The following is a 13843-nucleotide window of genomic DNA, read 5'->3' as shown; positions in this document are numbered from 1 at the left end:
GCCGGTTGTCCCCAGCCCACCGTCCTCCCGGCGCACGGGGTTGACCGGACCCCTGAACCGCAGGTGAAACGGGCCTGTCGGTGGGTACCGGTAGCGTGGAGACGAAACGGAGGCTCCCCAGCGAGATCACTATCAGTTACCCCGATGGGCCATTTGGGTGGACAACGGGCGTGACCGCGTTCTCGGTCTGGGTTGGACCTAGGGTCGTGACGACGGGTCGTGCGAGTTCGGCCGGACGGCCCGTCGGCAGCGGAGCGAGGACGGCGGGATGGGGCGTCAGGCGGGGTTTCGCGATGTTCTCGCGGTGCGTGAGTTTCGCGCGCTGTGGGCCGCGGAGCTGCTGTCGGTCGCGGGTGACCAGCTCGCGCGCGTCGGCCTCGCCGTGCTCGTGTACCGACATACGAACTCGGCGGGCTGGACCGCTCTCACCTACGCGCTGACCTTTCTCCCCGCCCTCCTCGGCGGGGTTCTGCTGTCCCCGCTGGCCGACCGGTTCCCGCGCCGCGAGCTGATGATCGGCTCCGACCTCGCACGGGCCGTCATCGCCGGCGGCATGGCCCTGCCCGGCCTGCCGCTGCCCGTACTGCTGCCGCTGGTCTTCCTGCTCACCCTCGGCGGCGCGCCGTTCAAGGCCGCGCAGCAAGCGCTCCTCCCCACGATCCTCGAAGGCGACCGGTACGTCACCGGCCTCTCACTGCGGACCGTCAGCAACCAGTTCGCGCAGGTCGCCGGGTTCCTCGGCGGCGGCGCGTTGCTCGTCGTGCTCGACCCGCACGTCGCGCTCGGGCTCAACGCCGTCACGTTCGTGGTCGCGGCGGTCGTGGTCGCCACCCGCGTCCGGCACCGGCCCGTGCCGTCCGCACCCCAGTCCCACCCGCGGGACACCGGCACCGTCCGGATGCTCTGGGCGGACCGCAGGCTCCGCGCGCTGGTCGCACTGTCCTGGACGGTCGGGATCTTCACCATCCCCGAAGGTCTCGCCGCGCCGTACGCCGACACGCTCGGCGCCGCCGCCATCGGCGTCGGGTTGCTGATGGCCGCCGATCCCGCGGGCAGCATCGTCGGCGCATGGCTCGTGCCGAGGCTGCCGCAGGATCGGCGGGCCGAGATGACGTCCTGGCTCGCCGTCGCTTCCGGCGTGCCACTCGTGTTGTGCTTCTTCCAGCCACCGCTGGTCGTGGTGGTGCTGCTCTGGGCGATCTCCGGAGCGTGCGCCACCGCCTATCTGATCCTCGCGCAGGCGGCGTTCGTCGTCGGCGTCCCCGACCACCGTCGGGGCGCTGCCGCCGGACTCGCGGGCGCGGGGGTGTTGTCGTCACAGGGCGTCGCGGTGCTCGCCGCCGGTGTCCTGGCCGACGCGACCGATCCCGTCCTCGCGGTCGCGACCGGAGGTGTAGCCGGAGTGGCGTTGACCGGACTCAGTGGCGTGTCGTGGCTTCGCGCCCGCTCCCGCAGAGAGCTGTCACCCGAACGGACGGGTGGGCGCGAACCCGACGACGCCGAGAAGCACGGGGAGCTCACCAGTCCTTGTTCATCATCGAAGGCACCTCCTCCCGCGGATGGGGATGACGAATCCGACGTCAAGGCCTCTGACCAGGCCATAGGTCAGAGCACGGAGATCACCAGTCCTTGTTCGTCATCGTTCGCACCTCCTCCCGCGGGGACTGCCGCCGAGCACGGCAATGGCGCCGCTGATCAGGTGGTTTTCGCCCGATCGGCCCAACCAGCATCCCTTTCGACTGGTGAGCGGTCCAGGGCACCGTGGCGCTGGGCGCTGTGGGACGAGCCGGCGAGAGTGCTGGCGCTCATCCTGTTCGTGGAAGCCGCGGCGATCGGGGTCACGGCTTTCCTCGCCGGCCACTCCGTCGTCGACCGGAACGCGATGGTCACGCTCGGCATCATCGTCTTCCTCGGTGTGACGATGGGTGAGCTGTCCCGGCATGTCGAGCGGGTACGGCGGCGCTTCAACGACACCCCGCACGTGAACCTGACGTCGGTGTGGACGTTCTCCGCCGCGCTCGTGCTGCCGCCCGTGCTCACACCGGTCGTGATCTGCTTGCTCTACATCCACCTGTTCTGGCGCAGCTGGTACCGCGTCCGCGGCGTCCGCCCGTACCGGCTGGTGTTCACGGCGTCGACGGTCGTGTTGTCCGCGCACACCGCGTGGACCATCCGGCACCTGTTCGCGCCGGAAAGCCTCGGCGCGTGGGACCAGCCGCTGGTGGTGGTCGCGGTCGCGGTGGCCGTGGTCGCCTACTCGTGCGTGAACTCGGGTCTCGTCGCCTGCGCGATCACGCTGCACGAGAAGCGCCTCGACATTCGTCGCGCGCTCGGCACCGGCAAGGAGAACGCGCTCGAGTACGGCACCCTCGGCCTCGGTGCGATCACCGGTCTGCTGATCAGCTTCAACCCGCTGTGGGCGGTGATGATCGTGCCCGCGTTGCTGGTGCTGCACCGCAGCGTGCTGATGCGGCAGCTGGAGGAGGCCGCTTCCACCGACCAGAAGACGGGGCTGGCCAACGCGACATCGTGGACGAACCTCGCGACCGCCGAGATCCAGCGCGCCGCGCGGGACGAGTCGCAGGTCGGGGTGCTGATGGTGGACCTGGACCACTTCAAGGCGGTCAACGACGCCCACGGGCATCTGGTCGGCGACCAGGTGTTGCAGGCGGTCGCCGATGTGCTGGCCGCGTCAGCGCGTCGGTACGACGTGGTGGGGCGGTGGGGCGGCGAGGAGTTCGTGGTCCTGTGCCCGGAGGTCACGTCCGAGGCGCTGCGGGCGATCGCCGAGCGGATGTGCGAGCGGGTGCGTGAGCTGCGGGTCCCGACCGAGGGCGGCGCGGTGATCGACGGGCTGTCCGTGTCCATCGGGATCGCGTTGTACCCGGAGTTCGGGCCTGAGCTGCAGGATGTGCTGCTCGCGGCGGACGACGCGTTGTTCGTCGCGAAGGACTCCGGCCGGAACCAGGTGCAGAGCATCGTGGCGGCGATCGGTGACCTCAACGGGCACTGAGGCCGGGCGAACGGTCCGGTCGGGGCGCGCTGGGCTCGGCGGCCCTGGCGCGCCTACTTGTCCGACTTCACCGCGGCTTGCTGTGCCGCCAAGTACGCCGCCCGCGCCTGTGACAGATCGCCCCGGTGGTCCTCCGCCCACTTCGCGAGTGGCAGCAACGACCGCAACAACGACCGTCCCATCGGGGTCAGCTGGTACCACGTCGAGCCGAAGCGGCTCGGGCGGCTGATCTTGACCACGAGGCCGTCGCGTTGCATGCGGTGCAACGTGTCGGTGAGCACCTTCTGTCGTAGTGGGCGCTCATGGGTAACCCATCCGTGTCGCTCTTCGGAGTGGTTGATGTGTTCGAGCAACTTTGAGTAGGTCATCGGCCGGGCGGTCAGCGACGCGAGGACCGCGGTCACCCACTGCCCGGACAGCACGCCCATCGCCTCGTGGATGCCGTGCCGGTACGGCAGGTTCTCCTCGTGCATCCCTGCCCCCTCCAGACATGGTGTTCGGATCCCAGTGTGCCCGATGGGAACGCTCCGTGTTCCCCTGGATGCACTACGCCGAACGAGTGAAGGCACTTCTTCGTCTCCGCAGGTCGCGGCGGCGCACCCACATGTCAGGGTGCTACGCACCTTGCAGTGTGCCGAGGCCTTCCGTGTACGAAATGGGGGACCGCGCCAACTTCGGTTGCGGGTCGGGGAGCCGGGACGACGGTGGCGCCAAGACAATCCGAGCCGTGGATGACCATCCTCATCCACGTTTGTCGGCGCCACCGTCGGCCTGCTCCGGCCGCCTGAGCCGCCCCTCAGGCGGCCCCCAACGCCTCGATGGGAGTGGGCCGGGCCGCCCGGGATCGACGGGCGCGGCCCCCGGTGGCCAGGCCGACGACCTCACGCGGCCTTGGAGACCGCCTCGAACTCGTCGTCGGTCAGCTCGATCCCGGCGGCCGCGATGTTCTCCTCCAGGTGCTCGACGCTCGACGTCCCCGGGATCGGCAACATCACCGGCGACCGCCGCAGCAACCAGGCCAGCGCCAGCTGTGAAGGCGAAGCCGAGTGCTCCCGGGCCATCGAGGCCAACGGCCCGCGCTCCCCCGCCAGTTCACCGGTCGCCAGCGGGAACCACGGGATGAACCCGATGTCCCCCGCCGCACAGAACTCCAGCACGTCCTCCGCGCGCCGGTTGGCGACGTTGTACAGGTTCTGCACCGACACGATCCGCGCCGTCCGCGACGCCTCCTCGATGTCGGCGACCGACACCTCCGACAGCCCGATGTGCCGGATCTTGCCCTCCGACCGCAGCTCGGCCAGCTCCCCGACCTGGTCCGCGACCGGCACCGTCGGGTCGATCCGGTGCAGCTGCAGCAGGTCGATGCGCTCCACGCCGAGGTGCCGCAACGACAGCTCCACCTGCTGCCGCAGATATTCCGGCCGCCCGACCGCCGTCCACTGGTGCGGCCCCTGCCGCGTGAACCCGGCCTTCGTCGCGACGAACACCCCGTCGTAAGGGTGCAGCGCCTCGCGGATCAGCAGCTCCGCCACGAACGGCCCGTACGAGTCGGCCGTGTCGATGAAGTTGACCCCCAGCTCCACGGCTCGCCGCAGCACGCGCACCGCCTGCGCGGGGTCGTCCGGCTCGCCCCACACGCCGTATCCCGTGAGCTGCATGGAGCCGTACCCGAGCCGCACCACCGGCAGATCGCCGCCGAGCTGGAAGGTGCCAGAAGCCACCGCGTCAGTCATGCCGCCACAGTAGGCCGGGGCCATGACACCCGCCTGCCGCGAACCCCGAGTTGTCCACAGCCGACCGAGTTGTCCACAGGCAAGATCGACAACGGGGTATCCGTCGGTACCACCCGGTAAGCTGGCAAGGCGGGACGCCCCCGGGACAGGGTGGGGGCTGGGTAACGCGCGCGAGCGATTTCCGGGGGTGGCTCAGCGGGTCAGGGTCGGGGCTACCTTCTCCGCCACCAGTTCGAACGAGTGGGTGCGGGCTTCGAGGTCGTAGACCATCGTCGTCAGCATCAGTTCGTTCGCGCCGGTACGGGTCAGCAGGTTCTGCAGCTGCCGCTCCACCGTCTCCGGTGAGCCGACCGCCTGGTCGCGCCAGCGGTCCTCGACGAACGCCTGCTCCAGCTCGTTGTACGGGTACTCCGCCGCCTCCTCCGGCGGCACCAGCGCCTCCGGCTTGCCGGTCCGCAGCTTCAGGAAGGCCAGCGCCGACGGGCCGGCCAGCCAGCGGGCCTTGTCGTCCGTGTCGGCGCAGATCACGTTCACCGCGACCTTCGCGTACGGCTCCGACAGCCACCGCGACGGGCGGAAGTGCTCGCGGTACAGCTCGAGCGCAGGCACCGTGTTGGCCGAGCTGAAGTGGTGCGCGAACGAGAACGGCAGCCCCAGCATCCCCGCCAGCTGGGCCGAGAAACCGCTGGACCCGAGCAGCCAGATCGTGGGCTCGTTGCCGTGGCCCGGCACCGCCTCGATCAGGTCGTTGTCGCCCTGGAAGTAGCCGATGAGATCGGCAAGCTCCTGCGGGAACCCCTCCGCCGACAGCCCCGCCATCGTGCGGCGCAGTGCCAGCGCGGTCCGCTGGTCGGTGCCCGGCGCGCGGCCGATGCCCAGGTCGACGCGCCCCGGGTGCAGTGCCTCGAGCGTCCCGAACTGCTCGGCGACCACGAGCGGCGCGTGGTTGGGCAACATCACACCGCCGGACCCGACGCGGATGGTCGACGTCACCGCCGCGAGGTGCGCGATCAGCACCGCGGGCGACGAGCTGGCGATCGACGGCATGTTGTGGTGCTCGGCGACCCAGATCCGCCGATAGCCGAGCTGTTCGACCCGTTTTGCCAGCTCAGCGGTGTTGCGCAGCGCCTCGGTCGCGGTGGCGTCGCGGGCGGCGGGAGCGAGTTCGAGCACGGAAAGCGGTACCGGAGTCACAGCAGACGACAACCCGCGCGCACGCTGGTTTCTTCCCGCTCGCCGCGCCCGACCCGCATGGCAGACGCGGTGCAAGGTTCCCGGCCATCGAGTCCGTACGAAAGTCCCATTCGCACGCCCAGGGGCCCCCGGATTCGACGCTACCAGTGGGCACCGACAGTTCCGGGTGGTTGTCCACAGGGGCCTCGCCCGGCACTGGAATTGGTCTGGTTGGCGCTCGCTGGGAGGGCCCCGGCGCGGTTATCGTTCCCCGCCGAGAAAATCCCGATGGAGGGCCCACTTATGTCTGTCCGTCGCGCCGCGGTGGCGCTTCTGGTTCCGTTGCTGATGGCCGGGTTGGCGACACCGGCCGTCGCGAGTCGTGAGTACCGGGACGGTGGGCCGCAGGCGCGTCACTCACTGCGCGGGCCGGTCACCGACGAGAACTTCTACTTCGTGATGGCCGACCGGTTCGCGAACGGCTCCACCGCGAACGACCGCGGCGGGCTGGGTGCCGACCCGCTGGTCTCCGGGTTCGACCCCACCAGGAAGGGCTTCTACAACGGCGGCGACCTCGCGGGCCTGCGCGGCAAGCTCGACTACATCCAGGACCTCGGCACCACCTCGATCTGGCTGACCCCCAGCTTCAAGAACAAGGCGGTCCAGCTGGAGGACGGCCCGTCGGCCGGCTACCACGGGTACTGGATCACCGACTTCACCCAGATCGACCCGCACCTCGGCACCAACGACGACCTCGCCGCCCTGATCGACGACGCGCACGACCGCGGCATGAAGGTCTACTTCGACATCATCACCAACCACACCGCCGACGTCATCGGCTACGAAGAGGGCGCCCGCAAGGCGTACACGTCCAAGGACGTCTCGCCCTACACGACCGCCGACGGCACCGTCTTCGACGACCGCGACTACGCGGGCGGCACGGACTTCCCCGCGCTCGACCCGGCGACGTCCTTCCCGTACACGCCCGTGCTGGACCCCGCCGAGCAGCACCTCAAGGTCCCGGACTGGCTGAACGACGTCACGCTCTACCACAACCGCGGTGACACCACGTTCGTCGGCGAGGACTCCCAGTACGGCGACTTCTTCGGCCTCGACGACCTGTTCACCGAGAACCCGCGCGTCGTCGACGGCATGGTCGAGATCTACCAGAAGTGGATCAAGGACTTCGGGATCGACGGCTTCCGCATCGACACGATGAAGCACGTCGACGACGCGTTCTGGCAGCAGTTCGGGCCGCGCGTGCTGAAGTTTGCCCACGAACACGGCAAGCGCGAGTTCTTCATGTTCGGCGAGGTCTTCGACACCACGAAGAGCTACACGTCGCACTTCACCACGACCGGCACGATGCAGTCCGTGCTGGACTTCCCGTTCCAGGACGCGGCGCGCGAGTTCGCGGCGAGCAGCGCCCCCACCGACAACCTCGCCACGTTCTTCGCCGACGACGACTGGTACACCGACGCCGACTCCAACGTCTACGAGCTGCCGACCTTCCTCGGCAACCACGACATGGGCCGCTTCGGCGGGTTCGTCGTCGCCGACAACCCGGGTGCCGGCGACGACGAGTGGCTGGCGCGGGACCGGCTCGGCCACGAGCTCATGTACTTCTCGCGCGGCAACCCGGTGATCTACTACGGCGACGAGCAGGGCTTCACCGGCCCCGGCGGCGACCAGGACGCGCGGCAGACGCTGTTCGCCTCGCAGGTCCCCGAGTACCTCGACGACGACCTGCTCGGCACCGACGCCACCCACGCGGCCGACAACTACGACACCCGGCACCCGCTGTACCGCACGATCGCGGGCCTCGCGTCGGTGACCGAACGGCACCCGGCGCTGCGGGACGGCGTGCACCAGAGCAGGCTGTCGTCGGCCTCGGCCGGGGTGTACGCGTTCTCGCGGATCGACCGGTCGCGGCAGCGCGAGTACGTGGTGGCGCTCAACAACAGCGAGGCGCCGGTCACCGCGGCGATCCCGACGTACACGACGAAGTCGAACTACAGCAAGGTGTACGGCACCGGCGCGTCCCGCGTGAAGTCCGGTAGGGACGGCAAGCTGACGGTCACCGTGCCCGCGCTGTCCACTGTGGTCTACGCGCTCGACGGCCGGATCCCGCGCTCGCACCACGCGCCCGCGATCTCGCTGGCGGCGCCTGCCGCCGACGCGCAGGGCCGGGTGCGGATCGCCGCCGACGTGCGGGGGTCGTCGCTGTACGAGGTGTCGTTCGAGGCGCGGGTGGCCGGTGGCCGCTGGCAGCCGATCGGCACCGACGACAACGCGCCGTACCGGGTCTTCCACGACACGACCGCGCTCGCCCCCGGCACGCCGGTCGAGTACCGCGCGGTGGTGCTGGACAACGGCAAGCACACGCGGTCGAGCGGTACGGTCCGCGGCCGCGTGCCCGACCCGAAGCTGACGATCGAGGCACCGGCCGAGGGTGGCGGCGTGCGCGGCACGGTCGAGGTGCGGGCGTCGGCGGACCCGGAGAAGGCGACACACGTCGTGTCGTTCGAGCGGAGCGTCGACGGCGGCCCGTGGACCGCGATCGGCAGCGACAGCACCTCGCCCGCGTACACGGTGTTCGACGACCTCGGCGCGCTGAACCTGGCACCGGGCACGCCGGTGGCGTACCGGGCGACGCTGGGCGGGGCGCGGTCGGAGGTGCGGAACGTGCGGTACGCGGGCCCGCCGCTGGAGACGACGACGCTGCGGTACCTGCGCCCGGCCGGTGATTACGGCCAGTGGGGCCTGCACCTGTGGGGCGACGCGGTCGACCCGGCGGTGCTCGCGCAGATCGCGTGGGACAAGCCGTGGCCGGTGACCAGGGTCGAGAACGGCTGGGCCGTGTACGAGATCCCGCTGGTGGACGACACCAAACCGGTGAACTTCATCATGCACCTGCCGGGCGGCGACGCCGTCCCGGACACCCGCGAACCCGGCGGCGACCGCTCCTTCCGCCCGATCGACACCCCGGAGGTGTGGATCAAGCAGGGCGATCCGGTGGTCTACGCGACACAGCCGCCTGCCTGACCGAGCGCATGAGCAAGGGCCCGCGACCGGAAATGGTCGCGGGCCCTTGTGTTTCTCGGACGAGGGACTCGTGGACCGTGCCGTCGCCGGAGCGCGTGGCGGTGGCGCGGTCCGAGCCGGGTCAGGCGGCTCGGGAAGACCCCGTCTCGTCGTGGTGTGCTGCGTGGTTGGCGCGGTACCGCTGCAACCAGCTCCGGTGTGCGTGCTGTGCCGCGCGCCGGTGAGCCAGGGTGGTCTTCGGGTCGCCAAGGGCTCGCTCGACCCGGTAGTCCATCTCTGCCCGCAGCGCCTCAGGTGCCCAGTTCATCTCGATCTCCTCGTCCGGTCTTCGTGCTGACAAGGAGAAGACTCGTCCTGAGGCGGGCACCCCGGCATCGGACGATCACCCACCACTCGCGGCGGACCAGCGGGTAAGAGGGGGTAAGGGCACCCCTTACCCGAGGAAGAACGCCCTCAGGACCGGTGCGAGGGCCTTCGCCTTCACCAGGTGGGTCTGCCCCGGCACGGTCTCGTGCCGCGCGTCCGGCAGCACGCCGGCGAGCGCCGCCGCGCTGTTGCGCATGTACTCGGGGCTCTTGCCGCCGTCCGCCACCAGCATGGGCATCGTCGCGGTCGTCCAGCGGTCGGTGGGCAGCGGGCGGCCCTGCCGCAGGCCCTCGACGAGCACCAGGTCGTTCGGCAGCGTGTGCGCGATGCCCTTCAGCTTCTTCCACACCGGCATGAGCCGCATCATCACAATGCCGAAGCCGGGCACGTCGACCGATTTCATGAATGCCTTCACCGCGTCGCCGCGACGGTTCTCCGCCACCATTCTCCGCATTTCCGGCAAGGCCGACTCCGGCGCGGGCGCGTGGGTGCCGTCGACGATCAGCGGGGGCTCGTACATCGCGAGCTTCGTGGCGCCCACACCGGCGTTCACGGCCTCGAGCGCCAGCATCGCACCCGACGACGCGCCGAACACGTACGCCGAGCCACCCGCCTCCTTGACGATCGAGGAGAGGTCCTCGATCTCCCGTTCCCGCGTGAACTCCGCGTCCGGGGTCTCGCCGCGGCCACGGCGGTCGTAGGTGTACACGGTGAAGTCGGCCGCCAGTTCGGCCGCGAGCGGGCGGGACGGGCCGGAGTCGCGGTAGCACATGGCGCCGTCCACGATCACCAGCGGCGGACCGTCGCCGGTGACCTCGTACGCGATTCTCGTGCCGTCCGCGGAAATCGTCGTGGTCATGTCAGGTCCTTTGATTTCAGCCAGGCCACCCAGGCCTGCTCGGTGGCTTCCCGGGAGATGTCGGAGAAAATGTGGTGGCAGGCCAGCACCGGGCCGCGGAAACCACGCATGAACCGGTAGATCGCGTCGTCGGCGCGGACTCCGATGATGTCCTCGTTCTCGAAGTAGACGACGCCGTCGACCGGCGGGAGACCGTCGGGCGTGAACCGGACGCGGTCACCGTCCAGGCCGATCGCCTCGACGAGCTTCGCGCGGGTGCGCGGCCAGTCGGTGACCATCGGGCCGACCGCGGTGATCGGCGTCGCGAACCGGCCCGCGAAGTGGTTGAGGTACGTGGCGAGGGTGCTCACGAAGAGCGCGTTGCCCTTGGCCATCGCCTCGAACTCGTCGGCCCAGTCGTCGCCGGGCAGGAAGCCGCTGTTGGCGATGCGCAGGACGGTGCTGCCGTGGTCGCGGCCCTCGATGAGGAACTCGAACGCCACGAACCGGCCGTCCGGCGCGCGGTCGCCGCCGTACGCGAGCCACTTCCCGGGTTCCCACGCGGTGACCGTGTGGGACGGCTCGTAGCCGGCGAACGCCTGCCGCACCACCTGGCCGGGATCGACCTCGTTGCGGCCCATGAACCAGGAGTCGATGCCGGGACCGGTCGCGATCGCGGCCCACACCTGGTCGGGCGTCGCGTCCACGCGCAGTTCGTCGGTCCTGCTGAACTCGTGTCCCATCACGAGTCTCCTTCCGCACTCGGGTGGACGGCGACGACCAGGCGGTGCTTGCGCCCGCCCTCGGCCGACTCGTCGTGGTACTTGCCGATGAGGCCGGTGACCGCGGCGGCCAGCTCCTCGGCGAACGCGGCCCGGTCCTGTGCCGACCCGAACCGGATCTCGCCCTCGACGGCGAACGTCGCGACCCGCTTCCTGGCCTTGTCGGCGCCGGTGATCAGCGAGCCGACGTCCTTGACCAGCCGTGCCGCGAGCGCGAGCAGCCAGCGCGCCGACAGCCGGTCGGACGACCGGTCGGGGTCGGGCGCGACGGCCGCGAGCGCGACGGGTGAGATCACGTACGAGGCGGCGGTGGCCCGCAGCACGCGTTCGGTCACGTTGCCCTTGCGGCGCTCCTCGACCAGCTCGACGAGCCCGTGCTTCTCGAGCGCGCGCAGGTGGTAGTTGACCTTCTGGCGGGGCAGCCCCACCCGGCCGGCGAGTGTGGTCGCCGACCCCGGCTCGGCCAGCGCCGCGAGCAGCCGGACCCGGATGGGGTCGAGCGACACCTCGGCGGCGGCCGGGTCCTCGATAACCGTGACATCGAACATGCGAGAACCATCGCACCGACAATATTGTTTGTCAAGACAACTTGACCTGTCGGTTGGAGCGGCGATCACTCAGGCCAGGACCGGGGCGGACGCGACGTGGATGCCTCGAAGGAACGCGCGCGGACGGGCAGAATCGCGGACATGAGGTTCCTGCTCCTGATGTGCGCCGACGACACGACCCCCGCCCCGGACGACCTGCCCGGCTGCGCCGAGTGGCAGGACGGGCTGGCCGCCCGGGACAAGCTGGTCACGACCGTGGGCCTGCACCCGCCGCGGACCGCGAGCACACTGCGGGTCCGCGGCGACGAGGTGCTGATGACCGACGGCCCGTTCGCCGAGACGAAGGAGCAGATGGGCGGCTTCGCGATGATCGAGGCGGCGTCGCAGGAGGAGGCACGCGAGATCGCGGCGACGCACCCGTGGGCGAGGATCGGCTTCATCGAGGTGCGGCAGGTCCTCTGATCGTTGCCGGTCCGCGCGGGGCTCCTTCGCCGGTGCGGCGAATTGGACGGGCTAGAGGACCTCGGTGTTCTGGTCCGCGAGCACGAGCCAGCGGCCGTGCTCGCGGGTCCACGTGATCCCGATCATCAGCGACTGCGAGAACCCGGCCGCCGGTTCGGCGTAGACGGACTCGAACAGCACGAACCCGGTGTCGCAGTCCGCTGACCTGCGCTTCTCCGCGAAGGTCTGCGTCCAGTCGGTGCGGGCGAAGAACCCGTCGATGAACGAGGCCATCTCCCGCTTGCCGCTGAACACGGCGCCGCCGGGCAGGACGCCCGTCACGTCGCGGTGCAGCAGCGCGTTGAAGCCGCGCGCATCGCGGTCGTCGGTGGTGCGGACGTAGGTGTCGACGGCGGCGTCGAACTGGCGCGCACAGCCGGTGCCCGAGGCGGTGGCGGAGGGGGCGGCGGCCGCGGCGGTGGCGCCACCCGCGGCGGCGACGAGCGCGAGCCCGGTGGCGATGATTCTCATACGAAGTGACATGGGCGTAGTCCACCGCGCACCGGGCCCGCACAGCAGCGATTCGAGGAGGGTCTAATCAGTGCTCCACCGACGTACCCTCCACCTGTGATCAGGGCGAATCTCGACGCGGACACCCTCGCGAAGGTGCGGCTCGCGATGTCCCCGGCCGCCGAGGCGACGGCGTGGCTGACGTTGACCGCGGGCCGGGGACGGCACCCGGTGTTCGGCGATCCGGGCGCCGCCGCCCGCGCCGCGCTCGCCGACGAGGACGCGCGGCTCGTTGCGTCGGTACTGCCACCGCCTGGCACGCGGGCGTACACGCCGGACCTGCTGACCCCGAAACCGGGCAAGGACCTGGACGACCAGCTCGACCGCATCGCCGCCACCCCCGAGGACATGGTCGCCGACCAGCTGGCGAGCACCGGCAGGCCGCTGCCGCCGCAGGTGCGCGCGGCGGTCGACGACGGCACGTTCGCGCCGAGGGCCGCGCGGGGGCTCCGCCGCTTCTGGCGATCCGCGATCGGGGACGGGTGGACGGCGCTGAAGGCCACCATGGACGCCGACCTCGCCGACCGCGCCCGCACCATGGCCACACAGGGTGTCGGCGCGCTGCTCGGCTCCCTGCACGAGGCGGTGACCTGGGCGGACGGCACGCTGAGCATCCAGTCGGCGTGGCAGGAGGAGTTCACACTGCACGGCGTGGAGATCGTCTGCGTGCCCGCGGTGCTGGCGTGGCCGAAGCTCGCGATCCAGCTGTGCGACCCGGACGACGCGGTCCTCGGCTACCCCGCCGCCGGCGTCGGCAGGCGCGCGGGCGCCCCGCACGCGGTGGACCGGCTCGTGGGCACGACCCGCGCCGCGCTGCTGCGCGACCTGGACGTACCGCGCTCGACGGCCACCCTCGCGGCCCGGCACCACCTCGCGCCACCGACGGTCTCCTACCACCTGAAGGTCCTGCAACGCACCGGCCTGGTCGTCACCCACCGCGACGGCCTGTTCGTCCTCTACCAGCGCACCGACGCGGGCCACGCACTAGCTCGCGGCTAGTGCCGCGTCCACTTGCGTTGGCCGGGGGTGGGTTCGTGGTTTGTCCTCGCCGGACGGGCGTCGTCGCCGGACGGGTTTGCCTCCGGCGGGCTTTGCCTCGGGTGTGGGGCTTGCGCCCCCGGCGTCCTGCGCACCCTCACGACGTCCCGTGGTGCCGTGAAAGGCGCTTTCACGGCGTTGGCCACGCTGTGAAAGGCGCTTTCAGGGCGCTCACCGTCCTCAACGCGCCTTTCACAGCGTCGGCGATGTCCTGAACGCGCCTAATCAGTGGTGGGAGTGGGTTATCCGGCACACTCCTGGTGGTAGCCGGCCGGTGGGTGAGCACTTTTCGCGCT

The 13843-nt window shown here is 70.5% G+C and carries 12 protein-coding genes; 4 read left to right on the top strand and 8 right to left on the bottom strand.

Annotated elements, in window-relative coordinates:
- Positions 1 to 304: 304 nt before the first annotated feature.
- Complete coding sequence (locus FHR82_RS36025; RefSeq protein WP_311771441.1) at positions 305 to 3013, top strand: MFS transporter; 2709 nt, start codon at positions 305 to 307, stop codon at positions 3011 to 3013.
- 53 nt (positions 3014 to 3066) lie between these two features.
- Here the strand turns inward: FHR82_RS36025 and FHR82_RS36020 are convergent, their stop codons facing one another.
- The 3 genes from FHR82_RS36020 to FHR82_RS36010 all read right to left on the bottom strand — a co-directional run bounded on the left by FHR82_RS36020 (position 3067) and on the right by FHR82_RS36010 (position 5919).
- Entirely contained in the window at positions 3067 to 3486 is a 420-nt protein-coding gene (locus tag FHR82_RS36020; RefSeq protein ID WP_184815123.1) for a winged helix-turn-helix transcriptional regulator, read from the bottom strand.
- 408 nt (positions 3487 to 3894) lie between these two features.
- Positions 3895 to 4746: an aldo/keto reductase gene (locus FHR82_RS36015; protein ID WP_184815122.1), complete on the bottom strand. Its 852-nt coding sequence runs from the start codon at positions 4744 to 4746 to the stop codon at positions 3895 to 3897.
- A gap of 192 nt (positions 4747 to 4938) precedes the next feature.
- Positions 4939 to 5919: an LLM class flavin-dependent oxidoreductase gene (locus tag FHR82_RS36010; protein WP_311771440.1), complete on the bottom strand. Its 981-nt coding sequence runs from the start codon at positions 5917 to 5919 to the stop codon at positions 4939 to 4941.
- 303 nt (positions 5920 to 6222) lie between these two features.
- On the opposite strand from FHR82_RS36010, the gene FHR82_RS36005 reads away from it, so the two are divergent.
- Complete coding sequence (locus FHR82_RS36005) at positions 6223 to 8964, top strand: alpha-amylase family glycosyl hydrolase (RefSeq protein WP_184815120.1); 2742 nt, start codon at positions 6223 to 6225, stop codon at positions 8962 to 8964.
- 121 nt (positions 8965 to 9085) lie between these two features.
- Here FHR82_RS36005 and FHR82_RS36000 read toward each other — a convergent pair whose 3' ends face one another.
- The 4 genes from FHR82_RS36000 to FHR82_RS35985 all read right to left on the bottom strand — a co-directional run bounded on the left by FHR82_RS36000 (position 9086) and on the right by FHR82_RS35985 (position 11498).
- On the bottom strand, positions 9086 to 9271 hold the full coding sequence (locus FHR82_RS36000; RefSeq protein WP_184815119.1) for a hypothetical protein: 186 nt from the start codon (positions 9269 to 9271) through the stop codon (positions 9086 to 9088).
- A gap of 126 nt (positions 9272 to 9397) precedes the next feature.
- On the bottom strand, positions 9398 to 10189 hold the full coding sequence (locus FHR82_RS35995; RefSeq protein ID WP_184815118.1) for an alpha/beta fold hydrolase: 792 nt from the start codon (positions 10187 to 10189) through the stop codon (positions 9398 to 9400).
- Positions 10186 to 10911: an SRPBCC family protein gene (locus FHR82_RS35990; protein WP_184815117.1), complete on the bottom strand. Its 726-nt coding sequence runs from the start codon at positions 10909 to 10911 to the stop codon at positions 10186 to 10188. Before FHR82_RS35990 ends, FHR82_RS35995 begins: the two co-directional genes overlap by 4 nt.
- Positions 10911 to 11498, bottom strand: a complete 588-nt coding sequence (locus FHR82_RS35985; protein ID WP_184815116.1) for an ArsR/SmtB family transcription factor — start codon at positions 11496 to 11498, stop codon at positions 10911 to 10913. The genes FHR82_RS35990 and FHR82_RS35985 overlap by 1 nt, the downstream gene beginning before the upstream one ends.
- Before the next feature lie 141 nt (positions 11499 to 11639).
- Between FHR82_RS35985 and FHR82_RS35980 the strand changes: the two genes are divergently transcribed.
- On the top strand, positions 11640 to 11960 hold the full coding sequence (locus FHR82_RS35980; protein ID WP_184815115.1) for a YciI family protein: 321 nt from the start codon (positions 11640 to 11642) through the stop codon (positions 11958 to 11960).
- A 51-nt stretch (positions 11961 to 12011) separates the two neighbouring features.
- On the opposite strand, the gene FHR82_RS35975 is transcribed toward FHR82_RS35980, so the two are convergent.
- Positions 12012 to 12470, bottom strand: a complete 459-nt coding sequence (locus FHR82_RS35975; protein ID WP_184815114.1) for a DUF4440 domain-containing protein — start codon at positions 12468 to 12470, stop codon at positions 12012 to 12014.
- A gap of 96 nt (positions 12471 to 12566) precedes the next feature.
- Here FHR82_RS35975 and FHR82_RS47755 point away from each other — a divergent pair, with 96 nt between their 5' ends.
- Positions 12567 to 13508, top strand: coding sequence for an ArsR/SmtB family transcription factor (locus tag FHR82_RS47755; protein WP_184815113.1), 942 nt, complete (start codon positions 12567 to 12569; stop codon positions 13506 to 13508).
- The last annotated feature ends 335 nt before the right edge of the window (positions 13509 to 13843 follow it).

Source organism: Actinophytocola algeriensis (genome assembly GCF_014203735.1).
GTDB lineage: Bacteria > Actinomycetota > Actinomycetes > Mycobacteriales > Pseudonocardiaceae > Actinophytocola > Actinophytocola algeriensis.
This window is presented reverse-complemented; position numbering and strand designations above follow the sequence as displayed.